The sequence below is a fragment of the Virgisporangium aliadipatigenens genome (genome assembly GCF_016863615.1).
Taxonomy (GTDB): Bacteria; Actinomycetota; Actinomycetes; order Mycobacteriales; family Micromonosporaceae; genus Virgisporangium; species Virgisporangium aliadipatigenens.
This window is the reverse complement of the sequence record NZ_BOPF01000024.1, coordinates 73,416-91,323: the sequence shown is the minus strand read 5'-3', so window position 1 is coordinate 91,323 and position 17,908 is coordinate 73,416. Positions and strand designations below refer to the sequence as shown.

Sequence of the window (17,908 nt, the reverse complement as noted above, 5' to 3'; positions counted from 1 at the left end):
TACGCACGGACCCCCAGGAAAAACGTCACGGAAGTTACACGGCCCCGCCGATCTTGCAGTTGTGGCGGCGACATTTCAGTTCCGTGATGGGCAAGTCGGGCACCACAACTGCAAGATCGGCGACTCAGGCGCCGACCAGTTCGTGCAAGCGGTCGCGGTCCAGGGACGCCACCGGGGAGCGCAGCGCGATGCGGCCCTCGGCCAACACGAGCACGCGATCTGTAACCCTCAACGCGAGGTCGAGGTTCTGTTCGGCCATCAGCACCGTCACCCCGGAGGACGCGATCACGCCGAGCGTCGTCGCCAGGTGAGCCACCACGGCCGGGGCCAGCCCCTCGCTGGGCTCGTCGAGGATCAGCAGCCGCGGGTTCGTCAGCAGGGCGCGGGCCAGCGCGAGCATCTGCTGCTCGCCGCCGGAGAGGCGGGTCGCGTGGTGGCTCAGTCGGCCGGCCAGCGCGGGCAGGAGTTCGAGGACCTTGGCGCGGGTCCAGTAGACGTCGCCCCGGCGGGCGGTCGCCTCGGCGATCTCCAGATGTTCGGCGACGGTGAGCGCGAAGAGCCGCCGCCCCTGCGGCACGATCGCCACCCCGGCCCGCGCGACCCGGTGCGGCCGTCCGGGTGGCAGCACGGTCCCGTCCAGCTCGATGCGGGTCGGCGGCTTCGTGGGCACCAGCCCGGTGAGCGCGTTCAGCAGCGTGGTCTTCCCGGCGCCGTTGCGCCCGAGCACCGCGACGAGGTCACCCTCCGCGATCTCCAGTTCGAGTTCCGAGAGAACGTCCGCGCCGTGGTAACCCGCCCGCAGCCCCGTGACGCGCAGCAGCGGCCGGCCCGTGCGCACCGGCCGGGCGGCGGCCGAGGGGACGGCCGGCACGTTGAGGTAGGCGGCCCGCACGGACTCGTCGGCCCGCACCGCGTCGGGGGCTCCGGTGATCAGGTGCCTCCCCTGGGCCAGCACCGTCACCGTGTCGCACACCGACCAGACGAGGTCGAGGTTGTGGTCGATGAGCAGGGTGGTCACGTCCTCGGGCAGCGCGCCCACCGCCGCCCGCAGCCGGGCCGTCTCCTCGGGGTCGAGGCCGGCCGACGGTTCGTCGAGGAGCAGCAGGCGCGGCCCGGCGGCCAGCATCACGGCGAACTCCAGCAGCCGCTGCAGCCCGTACGGCAGCTGCCCCGCCGGGACGGCCGCGTGTTCGGTCAGCCCGGTGCGCTCCAGCACCTCCTGCACGCGCGCCGCGACGGCCGGCCGGCGGGCGGGGGCCCGCAGGGCGTGGCGGGTCACGGCGAGGGTCACGTTCGCCGTGACGGTGAGCCGCCGGAACACCGCCGGGTGCTGCCAGGTGCGGCCGATCCCCCGCCGGGCGCGCGCCGCGGGACCCAGCCGGGCGAGGTCCTTGCCGTCGAAGACGATGGTGCCGGTGCTCGGGCGCACCGTGCCGGCGATGAGGTTGAGCAGGGTGCTCTTGCCCGCGCCGTTCGGGCCGATGATGCCGTGCCGGGCCCCGACGGGCACCGCGAGCGTCACGCCCTGCAGCGCGTGCAACCCGCCGTACCGCCGCCCGAGATTGTCCACCTGCAGAAGGGTCATGAGCGCAGCCTCTTCACCAAGGGTCGGCCGTAGGCGACGAGCAGGAACAGGATGCCGAGGAACGCCGGACCGTGTTCGGTGGAGCCGCCGAGGTAGTCCCGCGCGAAGACCACCAGCGCCGCTCCCACGACCGCGCCGGTCATCGAACCGGCCCCGATCGCCGCCGCGAGCAGGGTCACGGCCGCCACCTCGAAGCCCATGTCGGCCGGTGAGACGTACCGGTTCACGGCGATCAGCAGCGCACCGCCCGCCCCCGCGAACGCCCCCGCCGCCACGTACCCGAGCGTCAGTTCGCCGGTGACGCGGTGCCCCAGGGCGGCCATCCGCTGCTCGTGATCGGCGTTGCCGCGCAGCACCAGCCCGAGCCGGGAGCGCAGCAGCACCGCCATCAGCAGCCCCAACAGGAGAACGGCGGCCAGCACGTACAGGTAGGTGAAGCCGTTGACGGTCAGCGCGGGTCCCCCCGGCCAGGGCCGGACGGCCGGCGTGTGCAGCCCGTCGTCCCCGTTCGTCACCGGCTTCCACTTGCTCGCAAGCGTCGCCGTGAGGCTCTGCACGGCAAAGGTCACCATCATGAACGTCGTGGCCCGCGTGCGCAGCACGATCGGCGCGGTCGCCAGCGCGGCCGCCGCACCGGTGGAGGCCGCCGCGACGAGGTGCACCGGCCCGGCCGTGACGCCCGCGTTCGCGAGCAGCGCGGCGGTGTACGCGCCGACGCCGAAGTACGCCGCCTGCCCGAACGCCGGCAGCCCGGTGACCCCCACCAGCAGCTGCGTGCTCATCGCGAGCGTGCCGAGCACCAGGGCCGACGCGGCCAGGGAGATCTGGTACGCCCCGACGATCCAGGGAAGCGCCACGCAGACGGTGACCGTTCCCGCGAAAACCAGCGGGCGAACCGGGACGGCCGGCAGGACGCCGGGACGGGAGAGGGTCGTGGTCATGCGGGCCTCCCCGCGACCACAGCGGTCGTGCGGCCACGCAGGACGAGCACGATGAGCATCGCCCCGAACAGCGCGAACGGCGCCAGCGCCGGCGCCGTCACCACCCCGATCGTCTGCACCTGTCCGACGAGCAGCGCCGCGAGGAGCGTTCCCGGGATGGAACCGGCACCGCCCACCACGACGACGATCAGCGACAGCACCAGAACGGTGTTGTCCACGCCCGGCCCCGGCCCGAGCAGCGGCGCGCCGAGGACCCCGGCGCCCACGGCGAGCGCCCCGCCCACGGCGAGCGCGGCGGTGCGCACCCGGCCGGTGTCGATACCGGACGCGGCGGCCATGTCCGGGTCGGAGATCGTGGCCCGCAGCATCTTGCCCGGCGTGCTGCGCCGGACCGCCACGTGCAGCAGCACCGCCACGAGCGCGGCCACGCCGATGAACACCAGCCGGTACACCGGATACGCGTGGATGCCCAGGGAGATGCTGCCCTCCAGCGCGGTGGGCACGTGGGTCTGCATCGGCGCGGCCCCGAACGCGGCGGTCATGCCGTCGGCCGCGATGAACGCGATGCCGAGTGTCACCAGCGCCTCGTCGAGATGCGAGCCCTCCCGGCCCAGCGGCCGCAACACGAACGACAGCGCGGCGCCGCCGCCCGCCCCGACCGCCAGCCCCACGGCGAGGGCGACGCCGAGCGCGAGCAACCCGCCGCCGCTCAACGTCGCCGCCACGTAGGCGCCGACGAGGTAGAGCGTGCCGTGGGCCAGGTTCATGATGTCCATGACGCCGAAGATCAGCGCCAGGCCGGCGCCGACCGTGAACAGCAGCAGCCCGAAGGCCACCCCGTCCAGGCTGGTCACCGCGTACGTCGTCAGCTGGTCCACAGCACGCTCATCTTCATCCGGGAGTTCAGGCCGGCCGGCGGCCGACGGTCGTGTACATGAGGTACGACCAGGCGAGCGTCGCCGGGTCCACCATCGCCGCCCGCAACGTCTCCAGCTGTTCGGTCGTCGCGCCCTGGGCGAGCAGGGCCGCCTCCCGCTGGTGGGAGTTGCTGGCGTGGAGCAGGCAGCCCGGTTCGCCACCGGCCCACAGCTTGTTGAACACCGTGGCCTCGACGTCGGGCAGCCCGGCCGCGGCCATCGCCGCCGGCACCTCCCGCGCCCAGGTCGGCGACATGCCGTGACTCTCGCCGTGGGCGATCAGTGCCCGTTGGAACGCCGTGACCGCGTCGAACGCCGCCGGGTCGGTCGCGTGCACCAGCATGCGGTCCAGCTCGGTGCAGTCCCACTCGGAGAGCACGATCCGCCCGCCGGGGCGCAGCGCGGCGACGAGCCGGCGCAGCACCTCGACGCGTTCGGGGATGTGCATCAGGACGAGGCGGGCGTGGATCAGGTCGAAGCCCTCGGGGTCGAGGTCGACGACCCGCACGTCGCCCTGCCGCACCTCGATGACGCCCCCGGCGGGGACGTGCTGCGGCTCGACGTCGAGCGCGACGACCCGCCCGGTGTCGCCCACCGCGTCGGCGAGCCAGCGCGTGACGGTCCCGGCGCCGGGGCCGATGTCCAGGCAGCGCGACCCGGGGGCGATGTCCAGTCCGGCCAGCACCTCGAAGCTGTGCGCGTCGAGGATGCCCGCGAGGAAGCCGAGCTGCTTCTGCGCCTCCGGCGTCCGGTTGTCGAACATGTAAGTCGTGCGGGACACGTCAGCTCCCCAGGGTCGCGAGGTTCTGGACCAGGACGTTGGCCCGCGCGCGGCCGTCGAACTGCACCTCGCGCAGGTACCACGGCTGGATCGGCGAGTGGTTCTGGCCGAAGCGCCAGTCGCCGCGCGGGCTGCTGATCGCGCCGAGCTTGCCGATCTCCGCGTTGACCTTCTCCGCCGTGGCGTTCTTGCCGGCGGCGCCGATCGCGCGGTCCAGGATCAGGGCCGAGTCCCACGCGGTGACGTTGTAGACGTCGGGGGCGTTGTTGTGCTGCTTCTGGTACGCCATCGCGAACTCCCGGTTGGCCGGGTTGTCGAGGTTGGAGGCGTAGTTCAGCGCGGAACGGACCCCGTCCGCGGCCGGACCCTGGGCCTGCAGCACGGGGCCCTCGGTGAGGAAGCCCGAGGCGTACAGCGGGATCTTGCCCTGGAGGCCGGCCTCCTTGTACTGCTTCACGAACTCGATCGCCGGCGTGCCGGCGTAGAAGGTGAAGACCGCCTTGGCGCCGGTGGCCTGGATCTCGTTGAGGAACGGCAGGTAGTTGTTCGTCGCCGGCCACGGCGTCCACTTCGGCTTGCCGTCCTTGTTGGCGAGCTGGCCGCCGCCCGCCTTGAACGCCTCCACGAAGCCGTTGACGTTGTCGTAGCCGCCCTGGTAGTCCGGGCCGATCGCGTACACCGGACCGTTCACGGTCGTGCGGATGTAGTCGGCGACGGAGCGGCCGGGCTCGACCGAGAGCCACGAGGCGTGCCACAGGTACGAGAGGTCGGTCAGCGTGCTCGGCCGGCCGCCGGTGCCGACGAACGGCACCTTCTTCTCGGTGACGTACTGCTTGACGGACTCGGTGGTGTCCGCGGTGACGCCGCCGACGATCGCCACCACGTTGTCCTTCTCCACCAGCTTCTTGGCGCCGTTGAGGGCGGCCGCCCGGCCGTCCACCTCGTCGATCTGGATGGTGTTGACCTTCCGGCCGCCGAACTTGCCGTCGTGGGTGCTCAGATACAGCTCCCACCCCTTGGCCAGATCCTCGCCGATGGCCTTGTACGGGCCCGACAGCGGGATCATCAACCCGACGTTGACGGGGCCTTCCGCGGCGCCGCCCTCGTCGTCCCCGAGGCTGGAACCGGCGCAGCCGCTCAGCGCCAGCATGGTTGCCGCGGCTCCCGCGACCAGGACACGGAAAGATGTTCGTCGATGCATGATGCTCCTGAGGATGCAGTCGAGGGGGGCCTCGAGGAGGGGGGAACTACAGGGTGATGAAGCTCGGGGCGCGCCGGCGGCGCAGGTCGAGCACGTGCTCCACCAGCCCGATCAGGGCCTGCTTCACGTCGCCCCTGCGGCGGGCGTCGCAGGAGAGCAGCGGCGTTCCGGGGACGATCCGCAGCGCCTCGCGCAGTTCGTCGTGGTCGTACATCGGCGCGTTCGGGAACGCGTTCAGCAGCACCACGTACGGAAGGCCGCGGTTGTCGAAGTAGTCGATCGACGCGAAACAGTCGTCGAGACGGCGCGTGTCGGCCATGACCACCGCGCCGATCGCGCCCTTGCACAGTTCGTCCCACATGTACCAGAACCTGTCCTGACCGGGCGTGCCGAACAGGTACAGGATCAGCTCGCGGTCGATGGTGATGCGGCCGAAGTCCATCGCCACCGTGGTGGTCCGCTTGTCCGGCAGGAGGCTGATGTCGTCCACCCCCACGCTGGCCGAGGTGATCACCGCCTCCGTGGTCAGCGGCACGATCTCCGACACCGCGCTCACGAACGTCGTCTTGCCCACGCCGAAACCACCGGCGACCACGATCTTGGCGGCGGTCACCCGCCGCTCGGACTCGGACGAGTCCGGGTCGCTGTCTCCCCAGCCGTCCATGGCGATCATCGGCTACACCCGTTCTGGCTCGGGCTGGCGCGCGGCCGGGGTCAGCGTCGCGCCCACGCTGTTGATCAGCATGGCCATCTCGTAGGCGACCTGGCCCATGTCGCAGTCCTTCGTGGACAGCACCGTCAGCACGGAACCGTCCCCGATCGCCATCACGATCACGAACCCGCCGTGCATCTCCACCACGGTCTGCTCGACCGGTGCGGCGTTCATGAGACTGGCCGCCCCGTGCGTCAGGCTCGCCATGCCGCTGGTGAACGCCGACAGCTGGTCCGCGTGGTCGCGCGCCAGCCGTTCGCTCTTGGCGATCAGCAGGCCGTCGGCCGAGACCGCGATCGCGTGCGAGATCCCCCTGACCTGCTTGCACAGCCGGTCCAGCAGGTACCCCCAGTTGGGGCGCGTGGGCTGGCTCATCGTCAGTTCTCCTCCACCAGAACGAGATTGGTGCGGCGCCCGGCGGCGCCGAGACCGGACTGGAACGCGGACATCTGCCGGCGGACGTCCTCGGGCTTGCGCTTCATCGGCGCCTGGGGCTGCACCGACAGGTCCGGCGGCGGGATCACCCGCTTGCCGGGGTCGCGGACCGGCAGTCCGGACCTGGTCTTCTCCTCGACGGTCGCGGACCGGACCGCTTCGGCCGCCCGCGCGGCCTCCTGCCACCCGGTCCCCACCGGCGCGGCACCCTCCGCCGTGCTTTCGCCTTCTCCCTCGGGGAACGCCCACGAGCGCCGCATCTCCTCGAAGATGACCGGCTCGACGGACTCCAGGCTGTCGACGACGCTGACCGGCGACATGGTCGGCGCGGGCTGCGCCGGCGGCCACTGCGGCGGCTTCGAACGCGGCGCGGTGGGCGCCTTCTTCGCAGGCGCCGGAACCGTCCGCTTGCCGTCGACCGGCAGCAGGATCTCCTCCGTGGGCGCCTCGCGGGCCCCCGCGCCGAGCACGAACAGCGTCGACGGCACGGTCAGGTCGACCCGCGTGCCCTCCTCCGGCACCGAGCGGAAGTCCACGGTGATGCCGAGCCGTTCGGCGATGGCGCCCACCACGGGCAGGCCCATCTGCTGGGTGGTGCGCTGGTCGATGCGGCGCGGGTTGGCGATCCGGTCCCGCGCGGCGTTCAGCTCGGCCTCGCGCATGCCGATGCCGCTGTCGCGGATCTGCAGGTGCAGGCGGTCGCCGACGTGCCGCCCCTCGACGACGACGGGCTTCTCCGGCGGGGAGAACTTCGCCGCGTTGTCGATCAGCTCGGCGAGCAGGTGGACCAGTTCCTCGGCCGCGTCGCGGGTGATCCGCACGCCGCCGTCCACGTCGGCCAGTTCGACCCGCTGGTAGTCGTCGACCTCGGAGCCGGCCGCGCGCAGCAGGTCCGGCAGCGACACCGGGGTCGGCGTCGGCCGGCCCGCGCGACCGCCGGCGAGCACCTGCAGGTTGGCGATCAGTCGCCGGATCAGCGTGGCGACGTGGTCCAGGTCGAAGAGCTTGCGCAGGCGCTCCGGGTCCTGCTCGTCGCGTTCGAGGCCGTCGAGGCTGAGCATCATCACGTCGGCCCGTCGCTGCAGCCGGCGCGAGACGGAGACGAAGATGCCGCTGACCGAGGCGCGCAGGACCGCCTGCTCGCCCGCGATCCGCACGGCGGCGGCGCTGACGCTGTTGAACGCCGAGGCGACCTGACCCACCTCGTCGGCGCCCTCGACCTCGATCGGCTCGGCGGCCTCGGCCTCCAGGCGGCGGATGGTGTGCTCGTCGACGTTCTCGGCGCCGAGCTCCTCGACCATGCTGGGCAGGCGTTCCGTGGCGACCGCCTCGGCACCGGTGCGCAGCCGGTGCAGCGAACGGCTCAACGACCGCGTCACCCACCAGCCGATCGCGAGCATCACCAGCAGCAGCAGGCCGACAGCGCCACCGATGGTGAGCGCTTCGTTGCGCGCCTCGTCCCGCTCGTTCGTGACGTCCCGCAGCAGTTGCCGGTCGAACGTCTGCTCGACCGCGTGCAGCAGGTCCATGCGGGTCCCGATCGCCGCCGACCAGGTGCCGACGTTGGCCCCGTCGAGGTCCACGGAACTGCCGGGCAGCAGGCGGGTGGCGATGCCCTGGAGGCGTTCGGCGTCGACGACCGCGGTGCCGCCGACCCGCGAGTTCAGCTCGGCCTGCCACTGCGCCGGTGCCAGGTTGCGGAAGTCGAGGAACGCCTCGTCGAACCCGGTGTCGGAGCCGACGATCTCCTGCTGCAGCGCGGGAGTCAGCGGCGGGGCGGTCTGCCGCGCGGGGTCGATGGCCCGGATGACGGCCACCTGCATCAGGCCCAACGACTCGATCGCCTGCGTCAGGGCCGCGTTGGCGCGCAGGTTGGTCGCGGTCTGCACGTCGACGCCGAGCTGACTCAGCGTCTCGCGGTAGCTCACCAGGTCCGCGATGACGGCGCGGTACCGGAAGATCACGACGCTCGCGAGGGCGGACTGGTCGCCCTGCACCTGGAGGCGCAGCTGCGGCAGGTCGTTGAGCTGCTGCTCGATGCGCCGCACGAGAACGGCCGCCGCACCGCCGGGCTCGGCCGCGGCGAGGGCCGCGCGGAAGCGTTCGATGCCGCTGTCGGTGGCGGTGACGAGGCGCCGGTAGTCGGCGAGGGCCGCGCTGCCGGTGGGACTCGCGGCGACCAGCGCGGCGGTGGCGCGTTCGCGCTGCAACAGGGCGACCAGCTCGGCACCGGCGCCGCCGACGGCGACCATCCGGCGGGCGTCGTCGGCGCGCTCGGCGCCGGCGTTGGTGGTGACCACGCCGACGCCGGTCAACACGACGACGGCGAGCACGGGTAGCGCGAGGATGACCGCTAGCTTCACGCGGATACGGCGGTCCCGCAGGCGCCAGAACCGACCGCGCAGCCGGGACAGGCCGGCCAGGCGGGTCCGTTCGCCGGGGTTGCTGTCCCGAGTCATGGGGTCCCGAGTCATGGTAGGTGCGTCACTCCCCAGCAGAAGACACGTCGAGGAACGTCAATGCAAATGGCGTGCGGACAGCATTGACCGCAGCGCCTCGGCAGCTGCCGATGGCGCTCTGGAGTGCTATATGCCGCGCCCCCGTCGGGGTTTCAGGGTGATCTTCGGTGGCCACGGTGGGCCGCGTGCGCTGCCGGAGGAGGATCCGACATGCCCGACGCGTCCACTTTCATGCGACCCCTTTACGCCGGTGACCTACTACAGAGGTCGGAGCATTGTCGAGAGATCGATGAGTACGATCTCCGACGCCCGGGTGACTTTACTCGAATCTCCGGGTAATGGGGTCCCCCCAGATGCAACGACCTGACCATTCGACCCATCGATGGATGACGTGATGGCGGATTTCAATATCGCTCAGGGCGACGGAGCGGCCCGAACGTGAGCCGGACGCACCTTCGCGATCGACAGAACGCTAGGTCAACCCGGTGATGCGGGGCGTAGCGGCGGCCGCCCCGAACGTCACGGATGCGCACACGAGTGCATCGCTGCGCGTCACAGTACATCGAAGTATTTCTACATGTGACCCACGTCACTGCCTGCCGACCGCCCCACACAGGGCAGCCCGAACGAACATTGCGTGATCAACTACAAATGCCCCGGCTGCGGTGAAAAGCGTTGTCCGCGGTCAATTGAGAATGCGCGAACAGCACCCCTCCGGACCGTCCCGGCGCAGGTCAGCGGCCTGACTATGGCACACTACAAAGATCATGAAAGGAAACTCCATGAGCGGATACACCCTCACGATCACGCCCCACGACGACTCGTCGGGCGCCCACACCACCATTCAGGTGGACACGGCCGGCGGCACGCCGCGCATCACCGAACTGCTCATCCGGCCCGCCGCCGGACAGGGGCTCACGCCGCACCAGCTGCCCAGCATCGACCTCGCCGGCCTGATGGCCGCGCTCTCCCCCGCCGCGCCCGCGGTGACCGCCGCCGCCGACACCGTGACCCCCACCGAGGTCCTCCCACCCCGCCGCGCCCGCCGCCCCCGCGCCGCCGCCGAGCCCGAGGCCGAGCGCCCACGTCGTGGCCGCCGCTCGCGCGCCGCCGAGGAAGCCACCGTCGTGGAAGCCAAGCCCACCCCGCGCCGTCGGGGCCGGGGCCGCGCGAAGGCGGCCGAGCCGGTCGAGGAGGCCCGCACCAGCCGCGCCTACCGGCGGATGCCCGACCCCGACGAGGTGGTGGCCGCGTGGGAGCAGACCGGCAAGGTCTCCGCCCTCGCCGAACACTTCGACGTCCCGCGCCACACGGCGACCGGCTGGCTGCGCCGCCTCCGCGGCCTCGGCCTCATCGAGGCGAGGTAGCCGCACGGCTCAGTCGGGTCCCGACGAGGGCGAGGAGGACGGGCCGAAGGTCGTGGACGGTGCCGGGCCTCGGCTGATGCGCAGCACCACGACCCCGCCCGCCACGGCTTTGCCCGCCGGCGTGGTGGACGCGACGGACCCCGCCGGGCAGGGCGACGGCACCGGCACCGGCTCCTGCTCGACCGCGAACCCGGCCGTCTTCAGCGCCGCCGTCGCCGCCTCGACCGGCTGGCAGGTCACGTCCGGCACCGGCTTGCGCTCGCCGAAGACCAGCTTCTCCCCCGGCTTCGGGAACTCCAGCGGCTGCCGCCCGCGCACCGCGTCCGCGAGCGTCTCGTAGACGGCCGGGTTGACGACGGCGTGGTCCATCGCGGGGCCGCCCTGCGGCCGGTCCGGGTCGGCGAGGATGCCGGCGACGGCCAGCTCGCGCGTGGTCACCACCAGGGCGGCGCTGCGCCCGTCGTCGGTGGTGCCGGTCTTGCCCGCGATCGGCGCGCCCACCACCTTGCGGGCGTCCCGGGCGGTGGCGCCGTCGCACTGGTCGAACGCGCTCCTGTCGCCGACCGGGCAGCGCGCCGCGTCGATCGCCGCGCGGGCGACGTCGGCCGAGACGGCTTCGCGGCAGTTCAGGGCCGCGAAGGGGACGGCGCCGTCCGGGCCGGTGATCTCCTGCACCGGCACCGGCGCGCAGTACCGGCCGTCGGCCGCGAGCGCCGCGTACGCCGACGCCAGGTCCAGCGGCGTCGTGGCGGAGACGCCCAGCGTGAACGCGCCCCAGGCGTTCGCCTGCGCCGGATCGTCGGCCCGGGCCCGGTCGTCCTGGGCGCGGAACTCGATCCCGAGCCGCCGCGCCACGTCGATCACCTTGGCGGCGCCGACGCGTTCCTCCAGCGGCACGAAGTACGTGTTGACCGAGCGACCGAACGCCGACCAGGCGGTCTGCGGGCCGGTCATGCCGTCGGAGTCGTTCGTGGGGCACCAGCGGTCGGTGCCGGGGCAGGCCGCGTCCCCGCGCGCACCCCGGTAGGCCGACTCGTACCGCTCCTTCGCATTGATCACGTTCGCCAGCGGGATGCCCTGTTCCAGGGCGGCCACCAGCGTGAACATCTTGAACGTCGAGCCCGCCTGGAAGCCCGGCACGCCGTCGCCGCCGGTGAGCAGCGGATTCGTCGTCGCCGGGTAGGTGCCGGAACGGCCGCCGGCGCGCGGGTCGGTGGAGGGGCCGTTCGGGTGGGCCTCGTCGGGCACCTCGAAGCGGCGGTTGGTCGCCAGGGCCCGGACCCGCCCGGTGAGCGGCTCGACGGCGGCGATCATGAGCGCCTCGGAACGCCCGGTGGGCAGATGCTCCTCCACGCGTTTCTGGGCGGCGTTCTGGATGCCGGGGTCGAGGGTGGTGACGATGCGGTAGCCGCCGCTCTTGAGGCGGCGTTCCCGGTCGTACGGCGTGGCGCCGAACCCGTCCTGCGCCAGCCACCAGCGGTAGAACCAGTCGCAGAAGAAGCCGAAGTGGTTCGGGACGGCCGCGGTGCAGTTGTCCGGCAGCCGCCGGCCGGTGACCTGCACCGGGGCGGCGCTCTCCAGGTCGCCCTGCGCCCGGGAGATCCACTTCGTCTCGACCATCTGACGGATCACCCAGTCGCGGCGTTCGCGCAGGTGGCGGGCGCCCTCGGGGACGAGCGGGTCGTAGTAGGAGGGCGACTTCACGATGGCGGCGAGCGAGGCCGCCTCGGCGATCGTCAGCTCCGCCGGCCGCTTGCCGAAGTACAGCTGGCTCGCCGTGTGCACCCCGTACGTGCCGTTGCCGAACGGCGCCATGTTCAGGTAGCCCTCGAGGATCTGCTGCTTGTTCAGCTTCCGTTCGATCGCCCGGGCCAGGCGGGCCTCGCGCACCTTGCGGATGCCGGTGTCCTCGGTGGCCGCGACGACGGCGGTCGGGTCCTCCTGCGTGTACGTGCTGGACATCCGCACGAACTGCATGGTGATCGTGGAGGCGCCCTGCAGCGGCGCGCCGGCGCGGTTGGCCACCGCGGCGCGGGCCACGCCCCGCACGTCGACGCCGTTGTGCCGGTAGAAGTTCTGGTCCTCGGCGGCGATGATCGCCCACTGGATCGGTTCGCCCATGTCGGCCAGCGGGATGTCGCGCCGGTTGTCGTCGAAGAACCTGGCCAGCAGGGTCGTCCCGTCGGCGGCGTACACCTCGCTGGCCTGCGGCGGCCGGCGAACGGTCAGCTCCGCCGGCAGCGCGTCGAACTTCTGCGTGCCGGTGCGCAACGCGGTGCCGGAAAGCGCCAGGAACGGGAAGATCATCCCGGCGACGACCACACCGGCGAGGACGGCGCACAGCAGCAGGGTTCCCAACCGCCCCAGCAACGCGCGCGCCTTCCTCATGCCCACCACACGCACCAGGCTGACACGCGGGTTGGGGCCTCCACCAAATCTCCACTCAAGAACCGCGACACCCGGCCGATAGGACAGCGTTTCCGCCCTGCAGGAGAGCGAAGAGTCTGAGAGCCCGGACGATGACCTTGACCAGTGCGACACCTGGTGAGCAGTGGGATCCGCTCGACGGCACCGGGCGGACAGAGGTGCTGTACGAGAGCCCGCGAACCCGCATCCTGCGCGTGCGCCGGCCGGACGGCGGCCCCGGGGTGGTCATCAAGGAGCCGCGCGGCCCGGCGGCGGCGCACCGCCTGCGCCAGGAACGCGCCGTGCTGGCCCGCCTGGCCGGGATCGACGGCGTGCCGCAGCTGGTCGACGGCGTGCGCCCGGCCGGTTCGCTGGTGCTCGCGGACTCCGGCGCCACGGCCCTGGCCACCCGGCTCGACGGCACGCCGCTGGCGCCGACCGCCCTGCTCGACCTGGGGCACGACATCGCCCGGGTGCTCGCCGACGTGCACCGCGCCGGGGTGGTGCACAAGGACGTCAACCCGGCCAACATCCTCGTCTCGGAGGGGCTGCACCGGCCCACGCTGATCGACTTCCACCTGGCCACCACGTCCGTGGAGGACCGGCCCGGGTTCACGCCGGCCGCCGAGATCCCCGGAACGCTCCCCTACCTCGCGCCGGAGCAGACCGGCCGGACCGGGCGCCGCGTGGACCAGCGCTCCGACCTGTACTCGCTCGGCGCCACGCTCTACGAACTGGCCACCGGGCGGCCGCCGTTCGGGCGCGGCGAGCCGCTGCAGATGGTCTCCGACCACCTGGCGCAGGAGCCGCAGCCGCCGACCGACGTCGACGCGCGCGTGCCCCGCGACCTCTCCGACGTGATCATGCGGCTGCTCCGCAAGGACCCCGACCGCCGCTACCAGTCCGCCGACGGGCTCGTGCACGACCTGGCGCTGCTGCGCGACCGCAAGTCCGACGCGGCCGAACCGTTCACCGCCGGCTCGCACGACGTGTCGCACCGGCTGGCTCCCCCGTCGACCCTGGTCGGCCGCGAGCCGGAGATCGCCGCGCTGCGGGGCGGGTTCGCCGACGCGCTGCACGGGCGGGGTCGCGGCATGCTCGTGGCGGGCGGCCCCGGCGTGGGCAAGAGCGCCCTCATCGACGAACTGCGCCCGGCCGTCACCGCGAACGGCGGCTGGCTGATCGGCGGCAAGTTCGACCAGTACCGGCAGGATCCGAGCACCGACGCCGTGTGGCAGGCGCTGCGCGCCCTCGGCCGGCTCCTGCTCGCCGAGCCCGAACGCGACCGCGCCGCGCAGCGCCAGCACATCCGCCAGGCGCTCGGCGCCAACGCGGGCCTGCTGACGGCCATGGTGCCGGAGTTCGCGACGCTGCTGTCGGCCGAGCCGGAGAGCACCACCGGCGACGCCGTCACCGCCGAACGCCGCCTCCGCCGCGCCTGCATCGACCTGCTGCGCGCCGTCGTGTCGCCGGTGCGGCCGCTGGTCGTCGTGCTGGAGGACCTGCAGTGGGCCGGCCCGATGGCGCTGGCCCTGATCGACGCGCTGCAGACGGACGGGTCGCTGCGGCGGCTGTTCGTGGTCGGCTCCTACCGCGAGTCCGAGGTGGGCGCCTCCCATCCGCTGGCCGTCGGGATGGCCCGCTGGGAGGGGCTCGGCTCCGCGCCGGCCCTGCTCAGGCTGGAGAACCTGGGCCCCGACGACCTCGCCGACCTGCTGGGCCGGATGCTGCGCGTCGGGCCGGAGAAGCTCACCGACCTGGCCCCCGCGATCGGCGCGCGCACCGGCGGCAACCCCTACGACACCATCGAACTGGTCCAGGCCCTGAGCCGGCGCAAGGCGCTGACGCCGGCGGGCAGCGGCTGGGACTGGGACCCCGCGACGGTGCGCGAGCAGATCGGCACCGGCGACGTGGTGGACCTGCTGTGCGCGCGGATCGACGCGCTGCCGGCGCAGTCGCGGGAGCTTCTCGAGGTGATGGCCTGCCTCGGCGGCGAGGTGGAGCTGCGGCTGCTGCAGGTGGCGGGTGGGCGGTCGCCGGCGGAGCTGGACGAGCACCTCGCGCCGGCGCTGGAGGACGGCCTGCTGGCCCCCGCCGAGGGGACCACGGTCCGGTTCGCGCACGATCGGGTGCAGCAGGCGGCGTACGGGCGGGTCGAGCCGGACCGGCGCCGCGATCTCCAGCTGGGGCTGGCCCGCCGGCTGGCGGCCGTGCCGGAGTTCGCCGCCGTCGCCGCGGAGCAGTACCTGCCGGCCGCGCACGCGATCCCGGACGCCGACGAGCTGCGCCGGGTGGCGGAGCTGTTCCGGCACGCCGCGACGAGTGCGCGCCGGGTCAATCCGATGGTCGCGGAGCCGTTCCTCACCGCGGCGGTCACCCTCCTCGAGACGGTCGAGACCGCCGAGGACGGGCCGATGATCCTCGATCTGGAACTGGAGCGGCACGCCGTCCTCTACGACCTCGGCCGGCACGAGGACGTCGATCACGTTTACTGGTCGGTCGAACGCCGCGTGCGCGATCCCCTGCACCTGGCCCACGCCGCGTGTGTGCAGGTCAGCAGCCTGCTGGACCGGGGCCGGCAGGCGGACGGGGTGACGCTCGGGCTGACCGTGCTGGCCCGGCTGGGGCTGGACACCTCCGACGAGGCCATCGCGACGCAGAGCGACGAGCAGTGGACCGTGCTCTACGAGTGGATCGAGGCGCTGGACCCGGAGGCCGAGGTCCGCCGCCCGCCCGTGACCTCCGTGCGGGTCGAGGCGATCGGCGACCTCCTGGTCAAGATGGTCACCCCGGCATTCTTCCTGAACGCCCGCGTCGTGGCCTGGCTGGTGCTCCAGGCCCATCAGCTGTGGGCGGCGCACGGCCCCACCAACGCGCTCGTCGGCACGATGTCGATGGCCGCCCCGACGGTGCTGACGCTGCGCCGCGACCACACCACGGCCAACAAGATCGCCCGCAACGCGCTCGCCATCGCCGAACTGCGCGGCTACGAACCGGCGACGTCGCTCAACCGGCACATGTACGCGATGTTCACGGCGCACTGGTTCGAGCCGTTGGAGAACGCCGTCACGCAGGCCCAGCAGGCCCGGGAGGGGCTGCACCGGGTGGGGCTGCTGCAGTCCGCGGCCTTCACGCACAACACGACGCTCGGTGGACGGCTGGAGACGACGCCCTCGATCGACGCCCTCGACGACGAACTGGCCACCGCGACGGCGTTCGCCGCGGCGACCGGCAACGCGACGGCGGGTGCCTGCTACGTGGCGTACCGGCAGCTGCTGCGCGCACTGCGCGGGCAGACCCTGCCGGCGGGCGGCTTCACCGACAGCGCGTTCGACGAGAAGCACCACCTGGACCAGCTGCCGCCGATCCCGGAGTCGGTCTACCGGGTCAACCGCGCACTCGCCGCGGCGATCTTCGGTGACCAGGAGGCGCTGGCCACGCACACGGCGGCGGCGCTGCCCCTGATCGCCCCGCAGAACGGCTACCGCACCGCGCTGCTGCGCGCCCTGCACGCGCTGGCGCTGGCGCACCAGATCCGCGGCGAGGGTGATCGGACCCGGCGCGCGGCCCTACGCATGGAGTTCACCAAAAGTAGGAACTGGCTCGACGAGCGGGCTGCCGACGCGCCGGAGAACTACCGCCACCTGGTGCACCTGCTGGACGCGGAACTGGCCTGGGCCGAGGGCGACCCGGCCACGGCGGTGCGGGTCTTCGACGCGGCGCTGCGCGAGGCCGGGCACCGCCAGCGGCCGTGGCACCGGGCCCTGATCACCGAACGGGCGGCGCTCTGCCACCTCGCGGGCGGCCTGGAGCACACCGGCCGCGGCCTGCTCGCCGAGGCCCGCGACGCCTACCGGGCGTGGGGCGCGACGGCGAAGGTGGCGCAGCTGCACCGCACCTATCCGGCGCTGCGCGCCTCGGGCGGCGGCTCCGCCAAGGGCCGCGGCCGCGGCGCCACCGCGGGCAACAACGGCACCAGCGGCAACACCAGCATCTCGGCCGACTCGATCGACCTCGTCGCGGTGCTCGACGCGGCCCGCGCGCTCAGCGCCGAGACCGACGTGGAGCGGCTGCGCGAACGGGTCGTCGAGAGCCTCGTCGGCCTGACCGGCGCGAGCACGGCGCGGCTGCTGCTGCGCGACGAGCAGTCGGAGAGCTGGCTCCTGCCCGAACAGGGCGGCGCGGTGCCGGTCACCGACCCGTCCGCGCGCACCCGGGTGCCGCTGTCGGCGGTGCGCTACGTCGACCGCACCGGCGAGACGCTGCTGGTCGAGGACGCCACGCGGGACCACCGCTTCGCGCGGGAGCCGTACCTGTCCGGGCTGGACCGCTGCGCGCTGCTGGTCGTGCCGATCCTCAACCAGGGAACGCCGCTGGCGATGCTGCTGCTGGAGAACCGGCTCGCGTCCGGGACGTTCTCGACGGACCGGCTGGACGCCGTGATGCTGATCGCCGGCCAGCTCACCGTCTCGCTGCAGAACGCCCTCGCGCACGCCGCCCTCGAACGCCAGCTGGCCGAGCGCACCCGCGAGCTGGAACTGGCGAACGAACGCCTGGCCGTCCTGGCGGTCACCGACCCGCTCACCGGCCTGGCGAACCGGCGCCGGCTGGTGGAGTTCCTGGAGACGGAGCTGCTGCAGGCGGTCCGGGCGGGCAGCCGCACCGGCGTCATGATGATCGACATCGACCACTTCAAGGCGTACAACGACGGCTATGGCCACCTGGCCGGCGACGCCTGCCTGCGCCGCGTGGCGGCGGCGCTCAACGAGAGCGTGCGCGGCACCGACCTCATCGCCCGGTACGGCGGGGAGGAGTTCGCCGTCGTGATGCCGCGCACCGACGCGGCCGGCGCCCGCCTCGTGGCCGAACGCGCCCGCGCCGCCGTCGAGGCGTTGCAGGAGCCGCACACCGGCGCGCCGAGCGGCATCGTGACGGTCAGCATCGGCATCACGTCGCACCGCGCGTCGAAGCAGACCACCGCGCAGCACCTGCTGGCCGCGGCGGACACGCACCTGTTCGAGGCGAAGCGGGAGGGCCGCAACAAGGTGCACGGCGAGGACCCGGTGGGCCAGGTGCCGATCCGCTCCCGCCGCAGGTGACCGTT

11 protein-coding genes are annotated in these 17,908 nt (G+C 72.9%); 2 read left to right on the top strand and 9 right to left on the bottom strand.

The window, feature by feature from the left end; translation table 11 throughout:
- Positions 1 to 124: 124 nt before the first annotated feature.
- The 8 genes from Val02_RS29630 to Val02_RS29595 form a co-directional block, all read right to left on the bottom strand.
- Entirely contained in the window at positions 125 to 1,585 is a 1,461-nt protein-coding gene (locus Val02_RS29630; protein ID WP_203902539.1) for an ATP-binding cassette domain-containing protein, read from the bottom strand.
- Positions 1,582 to 2,526 carry a branched-chain amino acid ABC transporter permease gene (locus Val02_RS29625; protein ID WP_203902538.1) on the bottom strand — a complete coding sequence of 315 codons (945 nt, stop codon included), beginning with the start codon at positions 2,524 to 2,526 and terminating at the stop codon, positions 1,582 to 1,584. The genes Val02_RS29630 and Val02_RS29625 overlap by 4 nt, the downstream gene beginning before the upstream one ends.
- Positions 2,523 to 3,404 (bottom strand): branched-chain amino acid ABC transporter permease, encoded by an 882-nt coding sequence (locus tag Val02_RS29620; RefSeq protein WP_203902537.1) that lies wholly within the window; start codon positions 3,402 to 3,404, stop codon positions 2,523 to 2,525. Before Val02_RS29620 ends, Val02_RS29625 begins: the two co-directional genes overlap by 4 nt.
- Positions 3,405 to 3,429: 25 nt before the next feature.
- Positions 3,430 to 4,224 carry a class I SAM-dependent methyltransferase gene (locus Val02_RS29615; protein WP_239153427.1) on the bottom strand — a complete coding sequence of 265 codons (795 nt, stop codon included), beginning with the start codon at positions 4,222 to 4,224 and terminating at the stop codon, positions 3,430 to 3,432.
- Position 4,225: 1 nt separating this feature from the next.
- A complete protein-coding gene (locus Val02_RS29610) occupies positions 4,226 to 5,374 on the bottom strand; it encodes an ABC transporter substrate-binding protein (RefSeq protein ID WP_239153426.1) in 1,149 nt (382 codons plus the stop codon).
- Between the two features lie 97 nt (positions 5,375 to 5,471).
- Entirely contained in the window at positions 5,472 to 6,089 is a 618-nt protein-coding gene (locus Val02_RS29605; protein WP_203902610.1) for a GTP-binding protein, read from the bottom strand.
- 12 nt (positions 6,090 to 6,101) lie between these two features.
- On the bottom strand, positions 6,102 to 6,512 hold the full coding sequence (locus Val02_RS29600) for a roadblock/LC7 domain-containing protein (RefSeq protein ID WP_203902535.1): 411 nt from the start codon (positions 6,510 to 6,512) through the stop codon (positions 6,102 to 6,104).
- Positions 6,513 to 6,514: 2 nt separating this feature from the next.
- A complete protein-coding gene (locus Val02_RS29595; RefSeq protein WP_203902534.1) occupies positions 6,515 to 9,031 on the bottom strand; it encodes a sensor histidine kinase in 2,517 nt (838 codons plus the stop codon).
- A 782-nt stretch (positions 9,032 to 9,813) separates the two neighbouring features.
- Here Val02_RS29595 and Val02_RS29590 point away from each other — a divergent pair.
- Positions 9,814 to 10,398, top strand: a complete 585-nt coding sequence (locus Val02_RS29590; protein WP_203902533.1) for a hypothetical protein — start codon at positions 9,814 to 9,816, stop codon at positions 10,396 to 10,398.
- A 9-nt stretch (positions 10,399 to 10,407) separates the two neighbouring features.
- On the opposite strand, the gene Val02_RS29585 is transcribed toward Val02_RS29590, so the two are convergent.
- Positions 10,408 to 12,786, bottom strand: a complete 2,379-nt coding sequence (locus tag Val02_RS29585; RefSeq protein ID WP_203902532.1) for a penicillin-binding protein — start codon at positions 12,784 to 12,786, stop codon at positions 10,408 to 10,410.
- Between the two features lie 131 nt (positions 12,787 to 12,917).
- Between Val02_RS29585 and Val02_RS29580 the strand changes: the two genes are divergently transcribed.
- Positions 12,918 to 17,903, top strand: coding sequence for a diguanylate cyclase (locus tag Val02_RS29580; protein WP_203902531.1), 4,986 nt, complete (start codon positions 12,918 to 12,920; stop codon positions 17,901 to 17,903).
- Positions 17,904 to 17,908: the final 5 nt, after the last annotated feature.

Excerpts from the sequence above, each read along its gene's own strand:
- Val02_RS29630 (WP_203902539.1), bottom strand. The coding sequence starts at position 1,585 with ATGACCCTTCTGCAGGTGGACAATCTCGGGCGGCGGTACGGCGGGTTG.
- Val02_RS29625 (WP_203902538.1), bottom strand. The coding sequence starts at position 2,526 with ATGACCACGACCCTCTCCCGTCCCGGCGTCCTGCCGGCCGTCCCGGTT.
- Val02_RS29610 (WP_239153426.1), bottom strand. The coding sequence starts at position 5,374 with ATGCTGGCGCTGAGCGGCTGCGCCGGTTCCAGCCTCGGGGACGACGAG.
- Val02_RS29605 (WP_203902610.1), bottom strand. The coding sequence starts at position 6,089 with ATGGACGGCTGGGGAGACAGCGACCCGGACTCGTCCGAGTCCGAGCGG.
- Val02_RS29600 (WP_203902535.1), bottom strand. The coding sequence starts at position 6,512 with ATGAGCCAGCCCACGCGCCCCAACTGGGGGTACCTGCTGGACCGGCTG.
- Val02_RS29595 (WP_203902534.1), bottom strand. The coding sequence starts at position 9,031 with ATGACTCGGGACAGCAACCCCGGCGAACGGACCCGCCTGGCCGGCCTG.
- Val02_RS29590 (WP_203902533.1), top strand. The coding sequence starts at position 9,814 with ATGAGCGGATACACCCTCACGATCACGCCCCACGACGACTCGTCGGGC.
- Val02_RS29585 (WP_203902532.1), bottom strand. The coding sequence starts at position 12,786 with ATGAGGAAGGCGCGCGCGTTGCTGGGGCGGTTGGGAACCCTGCTGCTG.
- Val02_RS29580 (WP_203902531.1), top strand. The coding sequence starts at position 12,918 with ATGACCTTGACCAGTGCGACACCTGGTGAGCAGTGGGATCCGCTCGAC.